This window comes from Thalassolituus sp. (assembly GCF_984348125.1).
In genome coordinates this window covers 20,828-39,699 of record NZ_CFHJLR010000016.1, presented here as the reverse complement: position 1 = coordinate 39,699, position 18,872 = coordinate 20,828, and the positions used below count along the sequence as shown (strand labels likewise).

The following is an 18,872-nucleotide window of genomic DNA, read 5'->3' as shown; positions in this document are numbered from 1 at the left end:
ATTAACAAGGCGTGATCAGAGCGTTGACCGCCACAGCGGAATCTCTAAAATCCTTGTCACTCTGGAAAAACAGAGGCCAACACACCGATAAGAATCAGGACTGGATTCAGATGAGCTTACAGAACGGGTTCCAACAACTCCGTGATAATTTACAGAAAACCATCATTGGTCAGCCTCAATTGGTAGAGCGACTGCTCCTGACACTATTAGCGGATGGGCACTTATTGGTTGAAGGCGCACCTGGCCTTGCAAAAACCAAAGCCATTAACGCGCTGGCAGACCGAATGGAAGGTGAATTCAAGCGTGTTCAGTTTACGCCCGATCTCCTGCCGGGAGACATCACAGGTACTGAAATTTACCGCCCTGAAACGCAGAGCTTTGATTTTCAGGCCGGGCCAATCTTCCATAACCTGATTCTCGCCGACGAAATTAACCGGGCACCGGCGAAGGTTCAGAGCGCTCTTCTTGAAGCCATGGCTGAACGTCAGGTAACCGTCGGCGGTGTTACTCGTGAGTTGCCTGACGTATTTATGGTCATGGCCACTCAGAACCCAATTGAGCAGGAGGGGACCTATCCTCTCCCTGAAGCTCAGCTGGACCGCTTCCTGATGCACGTAAAAATTGATTACCCCGATGCCAGCGCAGAGCAGTCGATTCTGCGCTTGGCCCGTGGCGAAGCGCTGGCTCACAAAGACTACGATGGCAGTAAACTGACCGAGAAACACCTGATTGCTGCTCGCAGCCAGGTACTGCAGATGCACATGAGCGAAGCCGTCGAAGAATATCTGGTGCAACTTATCATCGCGACGCGTGAACCCGGTAAATACGGCGATGATCTCGCACGCTGGGTCGAGTTTGGCGCCAGCCCCCGTGGTACCATTGCGCTTGATCGCTGCGCCCGCGCGTATGCCTGGCTTGAAGGGCGTGATTACGTCAGCCCCGATGACGTACGTGCCGTAGCGCACGATGTGCTGCGTCATCGTATTCTGCTCAGTTTCGAGGCCGAAGCCAGTGGCCTGACCACAGATACTGTCATCAACGAACTGCTGTCGCGGGTACCAGTAGCCTGATGATCCGCCGCGAGTTTTCTGATGGAACAGTGATCAACCCCGCTCGCCTTGCGGGTCTGAGGGTACTGGCCAACCTTCTGCCACTGCACCGGCAGAAGAAAATCCTGAACGAGCAATCGGGCACTCATGCCTCTCGTCTGCGTGGCCGGGGCATCGATTTTGCGGAAGTTCGGGGATACCAACCCGGTGACGACATCCGCTCAATGGACTGGCGTGTCACTGCACGTACCGGTGAACCTCATATCAAGGTATTCCGCGAAGAACGAGAACGCCCTGTACTGCTGGTCACTGACCTGCGCAGTTCCATGAACTTCGGTACCCGGCGTGCACTCAAGCGAGTGGTGGCAGCTGATATTTCAGCCCTGCTGGCTTGGGCAGCTGCCATGCAGGGAGACCGCGTTGGCGGCCTGATATTCAACGATACCAACGAATTCGATCTGCGCCCGCACACCGGCCGGAAAACATTGATGGCCTACCTGCATCGTTTGGCTGAAATGCCCGTCACAGAAGCCGCAGCCGCTCAACCGCGCATGCTTGATATCTGCCGTCACCTGGCCCGCGTTGCACGCCCGGGATCTGCAGTTTATATCGTCTCCGACTGGCAGGGCTTTGATAAAGAGTGTGAGCGAGCCTTGTATAGCGTCTCCCGGCACTGTGACCTGATTGCTATACGCGTCATTGATCCACTGGAAATTCAGAAGCCTGCGGGCGACTACGTTCTGACCGACGGCCGACAACGCTCGCGACTGAGCATCAGCAGCCGGGACAGCGCCCAGCAGCTCACTGCCTGGCAGGAACGTACTAACCAACTGAAGCACTCGCTGCTGCACCTGCAGGCACCATTAATTGATGTTCAGACCCACGAGGACCCTCTCGATTGTCTGCGTCAGGGGATGGGCTTCACCGCAGATCTGTCCGGAGTCACAGTATGAACCCGGGTGCCCTGCCGTTAGAAGACATCATTGAACCCGCCGCCATTGGATTATTTCCGTTGGCCTGGGGGTGGTGGGCCAGTGCAGCCGTCGCGGTTGCTGTCGTTACCGCAATGACATGGCTATTTATTCGCTGGCACCGACATCGTGCGATGCTCACGCTCACGTTGCCGCTGCTCGATCAGGCAAAAAATGATTACGCTGAGAACGAAGACTCAACACGGTATTGTCAGAGCCTGAACAAAACACTGAAGCGTTACCTGAAGGCCTGTGACGAAAACAGCCAACTATCGCTCAGCGGAGAGGAATGGACGGCCTACCTGAACCGCATCAACTCCAAAGCGACACTATCCAGTAAGACAATCAATGCACTTGCTCACGGCTCATATCGACGTGAGCCTGACCTGGCTGTTGAGTTAATCGACAGTGAGCTGCGTCAGTGGTTAAAAAGAACAACGCCAGAACGAGTGCGTAAAGCCGTCTCGAATACTGGCAGGAAGGCGCCCCATGTTTGAATTTCAGTTCCCATGGGCATTTTTACTGCTGGTGCTGCCATTCATTGCGCGCTACCTGCTACCGGCCAGAGTTCAGGAAGACGCTGCCCTTAAAGTGCCAGACCTGAGCGACTGGAACAGCACATCAGGCAGTACACCAGACAACACTGCGAGTGGTATGCGCTGGGTTGTGCCAGCGTTAGCCTGGCTGGCCCTGGTGTTTGCGCTGGCCCGCCCTGTCTGGCTCGGAGAACCAATTCGCCTGCCCGCTGAAGGTCGTGATCTTATGCTCGCGGTCGATATCTCAGGCAGTATGGATACCGCCGATATGGAGTTGAATAATCGCCCGGTGAATCGCCTCGAAATTGTTAAACACGTGCTGAACGATTTTATTAATCAGCGCGAAGGCGATCGCCTGGGATTGATTCTGTTTGGCTCGAACGCCTATCTGCAAGCACCACTGACGTTCGACCGTGAAACCGTGCGTACCTTTATGAATGAAGCCGCACTCGGACTTGCCGGGAAACAAACCGCGATAGGTGATGCCATTACCCTCGCCGCCAAGCGTATGCGCGAAAATCCGTCAGACAGCCAGGTGATTGTTCTGCTGACCGATGGAGAAAACACGGCCGGCAAAGTAGACCCCGTCAGAGCCGCAGAACTGGCTTCTGAGCTGGGCATTAAAATTTACACCATTGGTCTGGGCGCTGAGAGCATGCAAGTCCCAAGCTTCTTCGGCAGTCGTACAATCAACCCATCACGTGAATTAAACGAAGGCGAGCTGCAAAGTATCGCCGACCTGACTTCGGCACGGTTTTTCCGCGCTCGTAATACTGAAGAGCTGAGCCAGATTTACGACTTAATTGATGAGCTGGAACCGACCGAGCGGGAGAATAAAACTTACCGACCTGAGTCCGGACTGTTTCAGTGGCCGCTGCTTGCTGCCCTGTTGCTTGGCTGGGTTCAGCTAGTGCTTGTACGACGGGGTCTGTCATGAGTGAGTTTCTGAATAACATTCACTTTATGCGCCCTATCTGGCTGATCCTCCTTATTCCGGCTGTCGTTATGACCGTCTGGCTGGCACAGCGGACGCTGCGCAAAGGTCGCTGGGATCAGTTGATTGATCCCGCACTGCAAGCACACATGCTCGACCGCACACCGGGTAAATCGTCCATGCTCGGCGTGATTGCCATATTCATTGCCTCAGCCATCGCCATCGTCGCCATATCCGGCCCAAGCTGGCAGCGCAAAGCGGTGCCTGTGATCAGTAACCCGGATGCTTTGGTGCTACTGATTGATATGTCGCTTTCAATGAACGCAACCGATGTCGCGCCTGATCGCGCCACCCGGGCAATTCGTAAAGCCACCGACATCGTCCGCGGCCGTGAAGATGGCATCACTGCTGTCATCGCCTACTCAGGAGAAGCCCACACGGTCGTGCCCTTTACTGATGACAAAGCAACCGTTGAGCACCTGCTGACATCACTGTCTCCCGAGATCATGCCGAAACTCGGTAGCCGACCAGATAAAGCTCTGACTCAGGCTCAAACGCTAATGACGGATGCCGGTGTCAATGAAGCCTCCGCTCTGCTGATTACTGACGGTATCCAGAACAAAGACGTCGAGCGCATTGCTCTCGCTCTGGGTGACTCGATTGACCTTAGCCTGATTGCCGTCGGCACGGCTGAAGGGGCCCCCGTCCCTATTGGCGACCAAGGGTTCCTAAAAAAAGGGGATGGCACCATCGTCCTGCCAAAGCTGGATACCGCGCCGATGCAGGCACTGTATGAGGCTACAGGCAGCCGCTGGCGGGCCATGAGTTATAATGACAGTGACTGGCGCAGCCTCACCAACAGTCTTCCCGGGAGTAACGACGCCAACGCACAGGAAACAACATTCGAAACCTGGCAGGATGCCGGCTACTGGCTCACCTTTTTGCTGATCCCCATCGCCATTGCAGGCTTTCGCCGGGGTGTACTGTTCAGCCTTGTTTTAATCCTGCCACTGCTCCCCGAAACGGCGAGCGCGAACGCCTGGAAAACGGACAACCAGCAAGCCGCTGAACTTATGGAGAGCGACCCGGCCCGAGCTGCTGAGCTGTTCAATAACCCTGAGTGGAAAGGCACAGCGCACTACCGCGCCGGAAATTACGAAGCTGCAGAAGAGGCCTTTACGCAAAGTGATTCTGCACAAGCGAAATACAACCTGGGCAATGCCCGCGCTCAACAAGGCAAGCTGGAACAGGCGGCTGAAGCCTATCGTGATGCACTGAAAGCAGATCCTGACCTGACGCAAGCGCAGAAAAATCTCGACCTTGTCGAAGAAGCAATGAAGCAGCAGGAGCAATCGTCGTCTGACTCTGAGGGTGATTCTGAAAATTCTGACAAGAATTCTCAGAACGACCAGCAACAGGACAGCTCGCAAAATAATGGTGAGAACAGCTCACAGGGCAATTCATCAGAGTCGCAGAATTCAGACCAGAATCAGAACAACAGTAGTCAGAATAACAATAGTCAGAACAACAGCAATTCCTCGGAAAATTCAGACGGTTCTTCAGGTCAGAACTCAGATAACCAGAATTCAGACTCTGAAGAGGACTCTGAACAGGAGTCAGCTGATGATGCCTATGCTGACAACATGGCTGAAAAAATGGCAGAGAAAAAGGCTGAAGAACAAGCCCAGAAGCAGGCTGAAGAAAAAGCCGGAAAGCAAGAACAGCAGCAAGCAGGAAAAGCCCAACAGCCTGAGACCGGAAAATCCGGAGATCGCGGTCTGGAAGACCAGCAGGAATCACAGAACGGCGATGAAGGTCAGGCCCAGAAACAAACGGTCGCAGAGCAACAGAGCAATGAAGAGAATGGAGAGTTCAGCCACCTGTCCCGCGAGCAGCAAGCGGCGATGGAGTCTGTACTCAACGAGGTCGAAGATAACCCGGGTCTGCTGATGCAACGGAAGTTTTTATATCAGTACCGCCAGAATGCAGATCAGACGGAAGAGGATGTTTTATGGTAATCCGCTGGATTATTACCGCAGCGCTATTAATAACCAGCCAGCTGGTACTCGCGGCTGAATTTATCTCAAGCGTTGATCGCAAACAGATTGGCCGCTCAGACCCGGTGACTCTGCAACTGCAGCATGTCGACAGCCAGGGTGGCTTTCTGAATCTGTTATCGACCGACATGCCAGACCTGTCGCCACTGGAGCGCGACTGGAATGTCGTCGGCCGCCCACGCATCAGCAAAGAAAGTTCAAACGTTAATGGCAAAAGTACCTCAACCACTCGCTGGGAAGTTGAATTGTTGCCCCGCCGGGCGGGTGAAGTACTGATTCCGGCCTTATCATACAAAGGCGAATACAGTGATCCTATTCGAATCAATGTCGAAGACACTGCGACGACAGAACCCGAAAAGTCGGAGCATTTTTTCTTCGAAGTAGAAGTCAGCAGCGGCACTCACTACGTACAGGAACAGCTACTTTATATTGAGCGCATGTACTACACAGTGAATCACGACGACGCATCTCTGTCGGAATTTGAAGTCGCTAACGCCCGCGTTCAACCTCTCATGGACCCGAAGAAACACATTACCGTGGTTGATGGTCAGCGTATCGGTGTTTACGAACGCCGCTACGCTATTTTCCCTGAATCTTCAGGCACATTAGTAATACCGGGGCAGCGCTTCACAGCGCGTGTTACCGACCGCTATAACCGCTTCCGTGGCTCGGCCGAAACCATCGTCAGCAAACCCATCGAGTTAACCATTAATCCGATTCCTGACAGTTATCCGCAAGCGCCATGGATTCCGGCCAGCCGCTTTGTTCTGGAAGAAACATTCAGTACGCCTCCGACCGAGTGGCAGGCAGGCGAACCAGTGACCCGTACTTTTACTATCAAAGCGACCGGGCTGAATTCTGGCCAGGTTCCCCCCGTCCCGATGGCAGACGTAGAGGGTTTGCGTTACTACCCGGATCAGACTCAGGACAACAGCTCTATTTCAGAACAAGGCATTGTGACCACGATTACTCAAAGCGTCGCCCTGGTTCCGGGAGTTGCAGGTGAGCTTATTCTGCCCGAAGTACGTATTCCATGGTGGAATACACTGGAAAACCGTGTTGAATACGCGACCTTGCCCGAGCACGTAATCACGGTCACTCCAGCAGCGACTGCGCCGCCCTCTTCTCAAACTTCACCCGGCATTTCTGAGCCCCCTGTCGAACCAGTCGCTGGCGAACTACCCGCTGATTCAGGGATCTGGAAACTTGCACTGGGTGCCTCTGTCGTTATGAATGGTCTGTTATTAGCAGTGGTTGCCTGGCTGATGCTGCGCCAACCTTCGAGTAGTGCAGCATCTGCAGTTCCGGATCATCAGGCTCGTAAAGAAGCCGCCGATAAAAAACAAAAAGAAGACGAGCACTACTACTGGCGAGAGCTTAAAAAGTCTGCCCGCGAGAACAATGCTCAGGCCATCCGTGAAAACATTATTCATTGGGCTTCAGCGGCATCAGGACGCCCGATGACCTCGCTTGCTCAGGCTGAGGTCTGGTTGAGTGATGTCAGGTTAAGCGCAGCTCTGGCTGAGCTGGATGCGACTCTTTACAGCGCCGATAAAAACAGCGCTTTTAATGGAAGTAGTATTACGCTGTTAATCGAAAGAGCGATGAAAGCAAACAAATCGCAGGAAAATCAGGAATCCCTTCCCGAACTCTACTGAGCATTATCAGGCTTTGCTCAGTTTCTTATGCTCGGTTTTCATGAGCGCGCTGAGCAGTCTTATTGACTGTTCAGCTCGTCCAGTAAGGCTTTAAACCCTGCCTCATCGTACACCGTCACTTCTAGTTTCTGCGCTTTAGCGAGTTTCGAGCCCGCTTTATCACCTGCAACCAGAAAGTCGGTTTTTGCCGATACGCTGCCCGTGACTTTAGCTCCCAGAGCCTCGAGAGCCGCCTTGGCGTCGTCACGTGTCATGTCCGACAGTGTGCCGGTAATGACCGCGGTTTTACCACTCAGAGGCGCGTCTTCAGCACTGCTGACGGGTTCTTTTTCTTCCCAGTGAATACCGGCTTTCTGTAACTGCTCGATTACCGTGCGGTTGTGCTCTTCAGCAAAGAAATTAACGATATGTGCAGCCACGATATCGCCAATGTCGTCAACCGCCACCAGCTGCTCATGCGTGGCAGACATAATACGCTCAAGGAAACCAAAATAACCGGCAAGATTGTTGGCCGTAACCACGCCAACCTCACGGATGCCGAGAGAATAAATAAAGCGAGCAAGCGTCGTGTGCTTCGATTTCTCAAGAGCGTTCAATACGTTCTGCGCGCTTTTTTCAGCCATACGCTCAAGCCCGGCTATCTCTTCGACGGACAGATGAAACAGATCATCAAGAGTGTCAATCAAGCCCGCTTCGACCATCTGCTCAATCAGCTTATCGCCCAGGCCTTCAACGTCCATCGCCTTGCGTGAAGCAAAGTGTTTAATCGCCTCTTTACGCTGAGCAGAACACACCAGCCCGCCGGTACAGCGAGCGACAGCCTCACCCTCTACTTTCTCCACATGTGACTCACAGACCGGACAAGCATCCGGCATCTGAATATCAGTCACAGTATCGGGACGACGTTCTTCAACAACAGAAACGACTTGAGGAATCACATCCCCTGCACGTCGGATAATAACGGTGTCACCAATTTTTACACCCAACCGGGCAATTTCATCCATATTATGGAGCGTTGCATTACTGACCGTTACGCCGGCCACATGCACAGGTTTTAAACGCGCTACAGGGGTTAAGGCACCGGTACGACCAACCTGAAAATCAACGCCCAATAATTCTGTTAATTCTTCTACCGCCGGAAATTTATAAGCAATCGCCCAACGCGGTGCTCTGGCGACAAAACCAAGCTGCTGCTGTAATGCCAGAGAGTTTACCTTGAAGACAGTTCCGTCTATTTCGTATCCCAGGCCCAGGCGCTTTTCACCAAGGCCAGCAAAAAATTTTTCAGCCTCTTCACGACCAGTTACAACTCGCATTTCTTCGTTAATGCGCAGCCCCCACTTCTGGATCTGCTCCAGCGTCGCGCTGTGAGTTTCTGGCAGCGTATATTCCTCACTGACCACTCCAAGACTGTACGCACAGAATTCCAGCGGACGCTTCGCCGTGATACTGGAATCCAGTTGTCGCAGCGAGCCCGCTGCCGCGTTTCTCGGGTTAGCGAATATTTTCTCACCCTGCTCCCGCGCACGTTCGTTGTAGGCTTCAAAGCCTCCCTTGGGCATATAGACTTCGCCGCGAATCTCAATGCGCTCGGGCACATCATCACCGATTAAACGCAGGGGAATATTTTTAATCGTGCGAACGTTCTGGGTGACATCTTCACCTGTTTCGCCGTCGCCACGCGTCGCTGCACGCTCCAGTAAACCATCGATATACAACAGGCTGATCGCCAGACCATCCAGCTTTGGCTCACAGGCATACTCGATGTCTTCACTGCTCTTCAGGCGATCACGAACGCGCTGATCGAACGCCGCAAACTCCTCTGCATTCATGGCGTTGTCCAATGACAGCATAGGCCGCTCGTGCTGAACTTCAGTGAAACCTGATAGAGGTGCTCCACCGACCCGCTGAGTGGGCGAGTCAGAGGTGATTAGCTCAGGATGCTCACTTTCCAGCGCCTGTAGCTCACGCATCAGGCGATCATATTCAGCATCAGGGAGCGACGGCTCGTCGAGCACGTAATAGAGGTAATTATGGTGATTTATCTGGTCGCGTAATTCCTGAATTTTATCTTCAGGTGCGGAAGAAGAAGAGGCGCCGGATGAAGGCGCCTCTGAAAACATATCTTGCTGGCTCATACTCGTTTTTTCGCAGCCAGCCGTTGCTGGCGTTCATATTCCAATATCTGCTGACGCTCATGTTCCATCGTCTGAGTCGTCATCGCACTGTGTGACTCGTCGAGCACATCAGCATTGAGGTTACGGGAAACCACCATCGCCATTTCAGACATCGCTTCGTACGCTTCCAGAGGGCGTTTGGCCCCCGGCAGGCTCATGAAGAAACTCAGCCCCATAAAGCTCTGATCTGCCATATGCGAAGGATCAAACGTACCCGGATTACGTACCTGTGCAACCGAGAACTGAATGCGCCCCTCACCATCAGCTTCTTCAAAACGGTGGAAAATATCTTTCTCGCCATAGCGCAGGTCACAGCTGTTGAACAGGAACAGCAGATCACTGCCGTTAAAACCGCCTTCTTCGCGAGCGATGGTATGTATCACCAGTACCAGTTCCGGGTCAGGTCGGTTGGCCAATACCTCTGCATTCGCACCGGCATAATTGACCGGCTGCGAGATAACCGGCTCTTCCGGCATGCTCTCGACTTCCTGATCAAGGTGCGGATCTTCAATATGTTCCGGGTCTTCGACTTCTGAGGTCTGGTAGGTCTCATTGGTATCCTGCGAAGAACCGACAGGAGATGACGCTTCAGTTTGTTCCTGAGTCTGTGAATCCTGATACGCGTCAGACATCACATCGTCTGTGGTCGGCGCACGATCAGTTTTAGCTACAGGCTCCGTTTGTAATTCCGGAGAAACGACGCGCGCTGGAGAGACGATACCTTCTTCGAAACTACGCTCATCTCCCAGTTCCTCAACGTCCAACAGCACCGGCACCTTTTCATTCAGGTCGACAGGCTTAACTGTCGGGATAATATCCGCTCTCGGTGGGGTCGTTTGCGCTGCTGGTTCTGAATGTACTGTTGGCTGTGTCGATAAGCCCGATGGCTCAGGAGAAGCCTCAAAAGAAGGCTTGTGAGAAGCCTCCTGAAGCGGGCTTTCGTCTTCACTGTCAGAAATTGCACTGCCGATTTTCAGATCGTCTGCGGCTGAAACGTCATTCTCATCATGGTTACCAAACGACGGCTCGCGGCGCTCCGCTGCCTGCAGGACTGTATCCGGAGTTGCGGCATCCGCTTTTTCCGATGAATAACCGGGCTGAAAGTGACCGTCGCCTGCTGGTGATTTCTCAGAAGCAGGCGCCTTTGCAGAGGCACTGACTACACGAACAGTACCCGGTAACTCGGGGTTGTAATCTTCATCATCCAACTCATCCATGCCCGGCTGAATGTCCAGCCGTAATGCTTCAGCACGAGCCCGCTTCATGCGGCGGAATCCATCGACCATGATAGCGGCAATAGCCAACAGGCCTATCAGGATCAATACTGTGCGCCAGCTCCACTCCATACGTTCCTCAATAATTCTTTCTGTGTTCTAACAAATATTGTCTATCGATGTCTCAGACAGACCGCTGTACTGGCCTGTGTGGGGTATTACACCACGAGCAGCCATAAAGGCAAACTACCCTTTTGAGTTTCATCACAGGTCTGTTTAATTTGTACTCAGAGCATAGAAAGGATCGTCGGTTCCCTGACGTCTGAGGTTATCTAAAAGAAGGAATACACCGATCTGTGGTTTTTCTGACGGTTCTTAAGCGGTGACGCAATTAAGCTCAGCCGTTTTCAACCATCACTGCGGCTTCTTCAACATCGACAGATACAAGTCGTGACACACCCGGTTCGTGCATGGTGACCCCCATCAGCTGATCGGCCATCTCCATCGCGATCTTATTGTGGGTGATGTATATGAACTGAACCTTCTCAGACATAGCTTTAACCAAACGCGCATAGCGGCCAACGTTGGCATCATCCAGCGGCGCGTCTACCTCATCGAGCATACAGAAAGGCGCCGGATTGAGCTGGAAGATAGAAAACACCAGCGCAATGGCAGTCAGTGCTTTCTCACCACCCGACAGCAGGTGGATCGTGCTGTTCTTCTTACCCGGTGGTCTGGCCATGATGGCGACCCCCGTCGTGAGCAGATCATCGGTGGTCAGCTCGAGGCTGGCATGACCGCCACCAAAGACTTTCGGGAAGAGATCCGCGAGACCGGCATTCATGCGATCAAAAGTTTCCTGGAAACGGTTCCGGGTTTCTGCATCGATCTTACGGATTGCGCCTTCGAGAGTATCGAGCGCTTTCTCCAGGTCATCATTCTGAGAATCCAGATACACCTTACGCTCGGACTGCAGCTTGTACTCTTCAATGGCCGCCAGGTTGATCGCCCCAAGACGCTGAATACGCTCGCCAATACGCGTCAGTTCATTCGCCCACTGCTCTTCATTCGCGGCTTCCGGCAGGCTATCAAGTACATCAGCCATGCTGAGCTTGTCTTCACGCAGCTGATCCACCAGCCCGTTCCGACGAATATCGAGAGCCTGACACTCCATGCGAATCTGTTCGAGCTTGTTACGCTCAGCCAGTGCCTGCTGCTCCGCTTCTGAGCGCTCCTGCTCCAGCTGACGCAAGCGTGTGTCCGCCTGTTCGAGAGCATGGCGAGCCTCCGTCATGACCTCTTCGGCCTGCAGTTTCTCTTCCTGGAGAGCTTCCATCTCGGCCCTCAGCAGTTCGAGATCAGCACTGTGATCGCGGTTTTGGTTAGCATTGATCTGATCGCGACGCTCTTTGAGTTTCTGCATGGCCTCGGCCAGGCGGCTGATTGCATGACGAGTACTCTCATCGCGACTGTTGAGCGCCTGAAGTTGCAGCTGTAACTGATGCAGGCGATCTTTCTGCTGCCCTGCGGCCATACGAGCCTGACTCAAACGCTGCTCGACCTCACTGCGCGACTGTTGCAGACGCTCACGCTCGTCGGTGTCTTCATCCACGGCACTCATGGCCTCCTGCCATTCAAGGCGCAGCTCAGCTAACGCTTCGGATTCGAGTGTTCGGGTTTCTTCGGTCTCGCTCAGCGATTGCTCAATTTTTTCGGTACGCAGGCGCAACTGCTCAGCCTTCGCTTGCTGACCTGACAGCGATGCTTTCTGCTCCATCAGTTTGCGTGAAATCATCTGCCACTCTTGCTGAGCATTATCCCTCTGCTGTTCTAATGAGCGCTGACGCAAGAGCACACTTTCAAGATCGGCTTCCCACTCTTCAACGGAAATATCCAACTCATCAGCTTCAGCGTCGATGAGTTCGAGCTCCTGCTGGCGCGCAAGAATACCGCCTTCGTTATCCTGATCCCGGGCCACCCGCAACCAGGCAGGCCCCAGCCAGATACCGTCGGGGGTTATCACTGATTCGTCCTGTGCCAGCTGTGAGCGCATCGCCATCGCTTCAGGCAAGGTCTCTGCGATGCGGACTTTGCCCATCAACGAACTCAGGTTCTGATCCGTCGTCAGCTTATCGAGCAACAGGCCGCCACCTCCGGTACCTGCGCTGTTGGCCGTTGATTCCCATAACGTCAGCGTGCCGTCGGCAAAGCCCGACAACCAGGGTTCTGCAGCGTTTACGTCATCGACAACCACCGCTTGCAGATAATCACCCAGCACGGTTTCCACGGCGGTTTCCCAGCCCTCTGCAACCGTCAGCTGCTGCGCCAGACGAGGCTTACGGGCCAACTGATGACTTTCAAGCCAATGGGTCACACCTTCACTGCTTTGACCTAACGCGGCTTTCTGCAATGCCTCCAGAGTCGCCTTACGCCCCAGCATCTGTTGCAGGCGCTGTCGTCCCTCTTCCAGTTCTTTACGTCGGCGCTCGCTGTCTTCGCGAACGTCTTCCAGCTGGCCCCGAATCTCTTCAAGTCGTGCCTGTTGTTCTTCTGCCTGTAACTCAGCTTCGCTGACTTCTTCCTGCAGCAGGGCGAAGTCGCCCAGGTCGGGATCTGAGGTCAGTTGTTCACGCTCCTGCTTCAGACGCTCGATCTGCTGCTCTAATCTCAGTACCTGCTGTTCGGTCGCCTGAATACGGCTCTGAGCCACATCGGCGCGTCGGGTAGGCTCACTGGCACGCTGAGTAAAAGCATCCCACTGGGATTGCCATTGGCGCTGGGCCTCTTCGGCTTCCAGCAGCTCGGCAGCATGTTCTTCTTCTGCCGCCTGAAGCATCTCGACTTCGGGCTCAAGCATTAAACGCTGCTCTGCCAGCTCTTCCTGTTGAAGCTGATCCTGCTCCAGCTGACGCTGGGTATCGAGGATGTTTTTTTCAACTTCGGCAAGATCGCTGTCGAGCTGCAATGCCAGCTGCGACTGATGCTCTATCTTCTGCTCCTGACGGGCAATACGGTTACCTACCTCGTAGTATTTGCCCTGCGCCGTATTAAAGGCATCGGTCCGCGCCTGATGATCGAGACGCAGCTCTTCAATGCCCGCGTCTGCTGCGCGCTGCTTTGCCATATGCGCTTCGAACTGCACTTCATGCTCGCGGATTACCTTTTCACGTTGCTCGTATTCTTCGTTCAAAGCAGTCCAGCGAATCGCCAGAAGTTCGGCCTTTTTCTGGCGCTCTTCTGCTTTCAGTTCTTTGTACTTTTCTGCGGCCTGCGCCTGTCGCTGAAGGTGCGCCAGCTGGCGTTCTAACTCATCGCGAATATCACTGAGGCGCTCAAGGTTTTCCTGCGTGCGACGCATGCGGTTTTCGGTTTCACGACGACGATCTTTATATTTGGATATACCCGCAGCTTCTTCGACGTAGACGCGCAATTCTTCAGGCTTCGCTTCGATTAAGCGCGAGATCATGCCCTGCTCAATAATCGCGTATGAACGTGGCCCGAGGCCGGTACCTAAGAAAATATCGGTAATGTCTTTGCGGCGGCACTTAGTGCCATTGAGATAGTAGGTCGATTGACCGTCACGCGTCACCTGACGGCGCACACTGATTTCGCTAAATTTCGCGTGCTCACCTTTTAAGGTACCGTCGCTGTTATCAAACACCAGATCGACACTGGCTTTACTGACTGGCTTACGCTCGGCTGAGCCGTTAAAGATCACGTCCGTCATGGCATCGCCACGCAGGTACTTAGCCGAACTTTCCCCCATCACCCAGCGTACAGCATCAATCGTGTTCGATTTACCACAACCGTTCGGCCCGACGATACCCGTGAGATTGGTATTGAACGGCACAGACGTCGGATCCACGAAGGATTTGAAACCGGATAGTCGGATGGCTTTCAGGCGCATAGCAGGGGGGGACGTCCTTTTAACTGAACCGGGGCCATGCCACCGGAAGCCGCAATAAAGAAGATGATGTTATCACAGTTCGCGGGGGACAAAAGCCGGACGGCTCTGACGATGACCGAGGGTCAATCCAGAGCCGGAACCGGATTTTCAGCCATGGCATCCAGTACCAGCTGGCGCTGATAAAGACTGAATTCACGGAAGAGCGGAGGCAGTTCGTCTGCTTTGCGGGCCAGAATCAATTCGACGACTTTGGCGAAAAAGTGAATTGTACGCTCCAGACCTTCCTGAGAAAAACGGATAGATAGCGCGTAGGTCCGCTGAATGGCTGGCTGAAGATCACTCAGCAGAGTCGACAGATACGGATTATTAATGACGTCAGAAGCAGCGCGCATCAGGTCAAAGCCGGCCAGCATAAACATGAACTTGTCTTTTTTAAGCTCTGGGGACTGGAGCTTCATGGCTTGATTTAACAGGGGCATTTTATTTTCGTCAGTCCACTGCAAGGCGACCTGAGTAGCCAACAATGTCAGAAGAGCCTCGTAGACATCGTAGAGACTATTCACCCGCTCAACAGTCAGCTCTGCCACCATAGCGCCACGGCGTGGCTGAATGGTGACCAGATGCCTGGACTCCAGCAATAACAAGGCCTCGCGAACAGAACCACGACTCACCTGCAATTCCTCGACGACGCGAGCTTCCTGGATTCGCTCACCAGAGATCAACTCTCCTTTGATGATGCGCTCCGCCAGATGGGCCGCTATTTTTTCTGCAAGACTTTCGTGGGCTACAAAACTCATAACTATACTGAAATCAGTGAGATGCGCGGCATAGTACCACATTGAGCCAATACCACATTGATATTGGAGGACTTTTGTCTTCTCCGAACCTGTAACCTATCAGAGTTAATGTTAGATTGTAGGACAATACAACAATCAAACAACAAGACTAATTCAAATTCCTGTTATGGAGGCCGTATGACTCAGGCAACAGCACAGACTATCAGCGCCGATGATTGGCGCATGCAACTCAAGAAGTACGGTTATCTGATCGTTTTGATTCCGGCTGTGCTCTTTCCAATTGCTCTGTTTGGTTGGGAAGCAACCGGCAGTCAGCATGACGCTTGGTGGTATTTCCCTATTTTTGTTGTGTTTGGCATTATCCCTCTGCTCGACCACCTGATTGGTAAAGACCCCTTCAATCCAGATGAAGAGGCTGATGTGCCACGCATGTCTCTGGAGAAGTGGTACCCTTTCCTTACCATCATGACTCTGCCTGTCATGGCAATCACGATTGCTTACGGCGCAGCGCTCTTCTCGAGCGCAGAAGTTGGCCTGTTCGGTAAGATTGGTATGGTGATCTCAATGGGCGTGATCACTGGTATTGTCTGCATTAATGTTGGCCACGAGCTGATCCACAAGGACAGCACTCTGGAGCAATGGACCGGCGGTCTGCTGCTGGCTCTGGTAACCTACGCGGGCTTTAAAGTAGAGCATATCCGTGGTCACCATGTGCATGTCTCAACGCCTGAAGATGCGTCGTCTTCACGCTATAACCAGACTCTGTATCAGTTCCTGCCGCACGCGTACTTCCACAATTTCATGAATGCGTGGAAACTCGAAGCGAAAAAACTGAAGCGCAAAAATCTGCCAGCGCTGCACTGGAAAAATGAACTGATCTGGTGGTACGCCATTTCAGCGGCAACCATGATCGGTTTCGGCCTGGTATGGGGCTGGATGGGTGCCCTGTTCTTCGTCGCGCAGAGCTTCTTCGCCTTCACCCTGCTGGAAATCGTTAACTACATTGAGCACTACGGTCTGCACCGTCGTAAGCTGGAAAACGGCCGCTACGAGCGCACGACCCCAGCGCACTCATGGAACAGTAACTTCCTGCTGACCAACCTGTTCCTGGTACAACTGCAACGCCACTCAGACCACCACGCTAACCCTAAGCGTCGTTACCAGGTACTGCGTCACTTTGACGAAAGCCCACAGTTACCAAGCGGCTACGCAGGCATGGTGGTACTGGCAGTGATTCCACCACTGTGGTTCAAAGTAATGAACCCACGTGTCGAAGCCTACTACAAAGGCGAAGAACATCAGCTGACTGCTAATCAGCAGAGCTAAAACCGCTTTAACCCCCTTGGGGAGCCTCCGGGCTCCCCTTTTTTATGCCTGCCTCCTGCAAGAAGAGATCGAAGATAACGACGCGCTCAGCCAACGCCTGGCGGGCGACCAGATCAACGCATGGAGCCAGCGTTAAGCTGGCCCATTGACGTTTCAAGGTGATGATTTCTACTTCGCAGACTGAACGAGCGCGGGGACAGAATCATCACCCATCTGCCAGTCTCGATAAGGTTGGTCTACCATTGCGAGACCGAGAATCGCGCGATCCATATTGCGGGTAGCTTCGGTGATAAACTGATCCACGGGTCCCCCCTTCTCTTCGTGAGCGATGACCGCATGGACGTCATATACCTTATATAACTGGCGTTGAATTCCCATTAGTCCAAGATCAAAGAGAACCGGATCTGTCCCTACGTCCGCGAATATAAAGCCGTCTATACGACCGCTCTCGACCTTACGCAGTGAGCCTTCAATGGAATGGTCTTCAATTACCGGAAACGGAAAAAGATTAGCGTGGCCGCTATGGGTGGCAATCCGGTAACTCTTGAGGTTATCGATATCGAGCGCCACGCCACGCCGGGTGTAGAGCACAAAATTAACTGTGAAAATGGTGGCAGACGAATAACTAAACGGCAGCGCAGCATCTGTATCTTCACGGCCTCTGATCAGAGGAAAATGAAAATCAACCTCACCTTGGGCAGCCATCATTAATCCACGCTTGAAAGGAAACCGTTCAACGCTGATTTCGCGCCCGGTCTCTACACTCCATTGGCGAACCACATCAACCAGCGGGTGTTCCGGGCCCTGACCCGGAGCATCCCCCATGAATGGGACGACGACCTTCAAAGGCTTATCTGATTCAATCTGAGCTTCAGGGGTTCCCGTCTGCGCGTCCGCAAACCCTTCAGTAAAAAACGCAACGCAAAAGAGAAGAAGGAACGCTTTTTTCATAAATTGGGCCTCTTTATATGTACTCCCCCTGCACAGAAAGCTCCCTGATGTAATGACTAAATATTAGTCGCAGAATGTCTGATGCTCAATGTAAATGCGCAAAAAGTCTTAGAGTATTTCCAGCGTGTGATCGCCTTCGCAATCAGACAGATACAAAGTCAGGTACCAGAACGCCAAGTACCATCTCACGCCCCTGGGCGCTTTTAAGCTCCTTTGATTGGGTTGGGCACGTCCTGCTTCTCAACATCCTCTTCTGTAACGGCTTCCTCTGCGCGCTCCCGGTCTTCCTGATCTGCGGATTCGCCTTCCTGCTCTTTTCCTTTCTGAGGTGTGTAATTCAACGCGGTATACAGAGAAAAATGATCAGAGCCAATATGAGGTAAACGCTCAATCTGACTCAGAGTGAAGTGATGACTGTGGAAAACATGATCCAGCGGCCAGCGTAAAAACGGGAAGTCGGCATGGAAGGTGTTAAATGCTCCGCGACCGATCCTAGGGTCGAGCAGTCCACTGATATGACGAAATAAACGCGTGGTTGGCGACCAGGCAACATCGTTCAGATCACCGGTAACAATTATCGGTTCATCCGAGTCTGCAACATTACGAGCAAGCACTGCGAGTTCAGCATCGCGTGGTGATGACACCTCACTCTCTGTCGGACTTGGCGGCTCAGGGTGCATAAAATGCATACGTACCTCTACTCCTGAACGGAGGGTCACACAGGTGTGCATCGACGGAATATCATCTTTCACCAGGTACTCAATCGTACTGTCATTGAGCGGCAAGCGGGAATACAGGTGCATACCATAAAGGTTATCAAGCGGACACTTTAACGTATGGGGCATCTCATCTTCGAGCACGTCGAGCTGCTGCTCCCACCATTTGTCTGACTCTAAGGTCACCAGAATGTCTGGCTGATACTCGCGTACCAGAGAAATCAATTTTTCGGAGTCATGGTTAGGGGTCAGCACATTCGCCGTAATGATGCTGATCTGATTATCCAAATCCTGAACGGTGGTTTTACGTACTTCCGTTTTCCACAGCGGCGTGTACGGTAAAACCCATTTGAGTTGCCAACCTAAGGCAATAGCAACCATCGCGATACACGCCCAGTAGAGGCCGTGACCGGAATTGCCGACGAGCAGCAGGAGTAAGAGAACAACAATACCAAAAGCTACGATCTGGATACGTGGAAAGTCCAGGCCTCTGACGATCCAGTGTGTGAAGCGTGTTTCCGGTAATGCAGTCGCGATTGCAATCAGAAAAGAGGCAGTAATTAAAACGGTGAACATAAC

General features: G+C 53.0%; 13 protein-coding genes. 7 read left to right on the top strand and 6 right to left on the bottom strand.

The genetic code is table 11. The annotated features are described in order from the left end of the window. The first annotated feature begins 110 nt into the window (after nt 1-110). The 6 genes from AC5E51_RS12030 to AC5E51_RS12005 are packed head-to-tail and all read left to right on the top strand — an operon-like array spanning nt 111 to nt 7,205. Nucleotides 111-1,070, top strand: a complete 960-nt coding sequence (locus AC5E51_RS12030) for an AAA family ATPase (RefSeq protein WP_297530580.1) — start codon at nt 111-113, stop codon at nt 1,068-1,070. After that, complete coding sequence (locus AC5E51_RS12025; RefSeq protein ID WP_301378867.1) at nt 1,070-2,002, top strand: DUF58 domain-containing protein; 933 nt, start codon at nt 1,070-1,072, stop codon at nt 2,000-2,002. Before AC5E51_RS12030 ends, AC5E51_RS12025 begins: the two co-directional genes overlap by 1 nt. Then, a complete protein-coding gene (locus AC5E51_RS12020; RefSeq protein ID WP_068442852.1) occupies nt 1,999-2,517 on the top strand; it encodes a DUF4381 domain-containing protein in 519 nt (172 codons plus the stop codon). The genes AC5E51_RS12025 and AC5E51_RS12020 overlap by 4 nt, the downstream gene beginning before the upstream one ends. Continuing rightward, a complete protein-coding gene (locus AC5E51_RS12015; protein WP_068443619.1) occupies nt 2,510-3,493 on the top strand; it encodes a vWA domain-containing protein in 984 nt (327 codons plus the stop codon). Before AC5E51_RS12020 ends, AC5E51_RS12015 begins: the two co-directional genes overlap by 8 nt. Next, nucleotides 3,490-5,508, top strand: a complete 2,019-nt coding sequence (locus AC5E51_RS12010) for a vWA domain-containing protein (protein WP_068443621.1) — start codon at nt 3,490-3,492, stop codon at nt 5,506-5,508. Before AC5E51_RS12015 ends, AC5E51_RS12010 begins: the two co-directional genes overlap by 4 nt. Next, on the top strand, nt 5,502-7,205 hold the full coding sequence (locus AC5E51_RS12005) for a BatD family protein (RefSeq protein WP_068440300.1): 1,704 nt from the start codon (nt 5,502-5,504) through the stop codon (nt 7,203-7,205). The genes AC5E51_RS12010 and AC5E51_RS12005 overlap by 7 nt, the downstream gene beginning before the upstream one ends. Before the next feature lie 59 nt (nt 7,206-7,264). Here AC5E51_RS12005 and ligA read toward each other — a convergent pair whose 3' ends face one another. The 4 genes from ligA to AC5E51_RS11985 all read right to left on the bottom strand — a co-directional run bounded on the left by ligA (nt 7,265) and on the right by AC5E51_RS11985 (nt 15,300). Continuing rightward, complete coding sequence (gene ligA / locus AC5E51_RS12000; protein ID WP_308790935.1) at nt 7,265-9,343, bottom strand: NAD-dependent DNA ligase LigA; 2,079 nt, start codon at nt 9,341-9,343, stop codon at nt 7,265-7,267. Continuing rightward, nucleotides 9,340-10,728 (bottom strand): cell division protein ZipA, encoded by a 1,389-nt coding sequence (gene zipA / locus AC5E51_RS11995; RefSeq protein ID WP_491778640.1) that lies wholly within the window; start codon nt 10,726-10,728, stop codon nt 9,340-9,342. The genes ligA and zipA overlap by 4 nt, the downstream gene beginning before the upstream one ends. Before the next feature lie 265 nt (nt 10,729-10,993). After that, on the bottom strand, nt 10,994-14,503 hold the full coding sequence (smc, locus tag AC5E51_RS11990) for a chromosome segregation protein SMC (RefSeq protein ID WP_491778639.1): 3,510 nt from the start codon (nt 14,501-14,503) through the stop codon (nt 10,994-10,996). Between the two features lie 122 nt (nt 14,504-14,625). Next, nucleotides 14,626-15,300 carry a GntR family transcriptional regulator gene (locus AC5E51_RS11985; protein WP_068437017.1) on the bottom strand — a complete coding sequence of 225 codons (675 nt, stop codon included), beginning with the start codon at nt 15,298-15,300 and terminating at the stop codon, nt 14,626-14,628. Between the two features lie 177 nt (nt 15,301-15,477). On the opposite strand from AC5E51_RS11985, the gene AC5E51_RS11980 reads away from it, so the two are divergent. After that, nucleotides 15,478-16,626, top strand: coding sequence for an alkane 1-monooxygenase (locus AC5E51_RS11980; RefSeq protein ID WP_068437011.1), 1,149 nt, complete (start codon nt 15,478-15,480; stop codon nt 16,624-16,626). Between the two features lie 168 nt (nt 16,627-16,794). Here AC5E51_RS11980 and AC5E51_RS11975 read toward each other — a convergent pair whose 3' ends face one another. Continuing rightward, a complete protein-coding gene (locus AC5E51_RS11975) occupies nt 16,795-17,577 on the bottom strand; it encodes a type 2 periplasmic-binding domain-containing protein (RefSeq protein ID WP_068437013.1) in 783 nt (260 codons plus the stop codon). Between the two features lie 203 nt (nt 17,578-17,780). Beyond that, the gene (locus AC5E51_RS11970) at nt 17,781-18,869 is read right to left on the bottom strand and encodes an endonuclease/exonuclease/phosphatase family protein (RefSeq protein WP_068437015.1); all 1,089 of its coding nucleotides are present in this window, start codon (nt 18,867-18,869) and stop codon (nt 17,781-17,783) included. Nucleotides 18,870-18,872: the final 3 nt, after the last annotated feature.